Here is a 1,797-nt window from a genome sequence, read left to right as displayed (position 1 = left end):
CGGTCCACCAGGTGGTGAGCGTGCCCGTGCTGGTCGTCGCCTCGGTGCGGCCGGCGGGCCGGGCGGGGCGGGCGAGGGCCCGGCGGACGGCCCGCTGCGGGCGCTGACCTGCGGCAGGCCCACGGTCTGCAGGGCGCGGGAGATGACGTGGTCGACGAAGACCTCGTCGGCCAGGGCGTCGTAGGAGAGCACGAGGCGGTGGCGCAGCACGTCGGCGAGCACGTCGACGACGTCCTGCGGCAGCACGTAGTCCCGGCCCCGCACCAGCGCCAGCGCGCGGGACGCGGCGATCGCACCCAGGGTGGCGCGCGGCGAGGCGCCGTAGGCGATCCAGCCCGCCACGTCGGTCATCCCCAGCTCCTCGGGGTGGCGCGTCGCGGTCACCACCCGCACCACGTAGTCGACCAGGGCGTGGTGGACGAACACGTCGGAGGCCACGTCCTGCAGCCGCACCAGCTCCGCGGCGGAGAGCACCTGGTGGGGCTGCGGCGGCCGCACGCCCATGCGGTAGACGATCTCCCGCTCCTCCTCGACCGAGGGGTACTCCACCTCGATCTTGAACAGGAACCGGTCGCGCTGGGCCTCCGGCAGCGGGTAGACGCCCTCGTTCTCGATGGGGTTCTGGGTGGCCAGCACCAGGAACGGGTCCGGCATCGGGTAGGTGGTGCCACCGATGGAGACGTGGCGCTCGGCCATGACCTCGAGCAGGGCGGACTGCACCTTGGCGGGCGCCCGGTTGATCTCGTCGGCGAGCAGGAAGTTCGCCACCACCGGGCCCAGCTCGGTCTCGAACTCCTCGCGGCCCTGCCGGTAGATGCGCGTGCCGAGCAGGTCCGCGGGCACCAGGTCGGGGGTGAACTGCACCCGGTTGAAGGTGCCGCCGACGACGCGGGCGAACGTCTCCACCGCGAGCGTCTTGGCCACGCCGGGCACGCCCTCGAGCAGGATGTGGCCCCGGGCGAGCAGCCCGACCAGGATCCGCTCGACCAGCCGGTCCTGGCCGACGATGACCCGCTTGACCTCGTAGACGGTGCGCTCGAGCAGCTGGGCGTCGCGCTGCTGCGCGGCGCGCTGGTCGGCCGGGCCGGGAGCACCGCCCACCGGGCCCCCAGCGCCCGTGCCCGGCCCGATCGGCCCCTGCAGCCCTGCGGTCACCCGGTGTCCTCCCGTCTCGGCGGCCGGCTCCCGGCGCGCCACGTCGGCGCCCAGCCTGCCCGCCACCCGGTGAGGGTGCTGTGAGCGGGGTCGGCCGGGACGGTCAGGAGATCATGCGGGTGACGTAGGAGAGGTAGCCCGAGCGCACCGGGGACACCCGCACCGCGCTGCCGGACTGCGGGGCCTCCAGCATCTGGCCGTCGCCCAGGTAGAGCGCGACGTGCTGGGAGCCGCCGTCACCCCAGAACAGCATGTCGCCGGCCTGCTTCTGCGACGACGGGACGTGCGGGCCCGCGGTGTACTGGTAGCCGGAGTACTTGGGCAGGTTGATCCCCACCGCGGCGAAGGCGTAGACCATGAGCCCCGAGCAGTCGAAGCCGACCGACCGGTAGTCGCCGTAGCTGTCGGCCACGCCACCGTCGCGGACCCCCACCGTGGGCCCGTTCGCGTTGCCCCCGCCCCAGGAGTAGCGGACGCCGAGCTGGGTCATGCCGCGGTCGATGACGGCCTGGACCTTCTCGTCGCGGGTGCCGCCCGCCGCGCTGGCCGCGGCGGCGGGGGCCGGCGGGGGCGCGGCCACGGAGCTGTCGTCCGACCCGTCACCGGTGTCGACGACCGCGGCGGAGACGGCGAGCACGGCGG

The 1,797-nt window shown here is 74.5% G+C and carries 2 protein-coding genes; both read right to left on the bottom strand.

Going from position 1 to position 1,797, the window contains the following annotated elements:
- Positions 1-1,197 (bottom strand): AAA family ATPase (locus tag ACYVOF_RS19375; protein ID WP_460869446.1); only part of this gene is annotated, 1,197 nt, incomplete at its 3' end.
- A gap of 61 nt (positions 1,198-1,258) precedes the next feature.
- A partial coding sequence (locus ACYVOF_RS19370) for an NlpC/P60 family protein (protein ID WP_460869444.1) occupies positions 1,259-1,797 on the bottom strand: 539 nt, incomplete at its 5' end.

Source organism: Rhodococcus aerolatus (assembly GCF_054783215.1).
The sequence above is the reverse complement of the archived record's forward strand: the minus strand, read 5'-3'. Positions and strand labels throughout refer to the sequence as shown.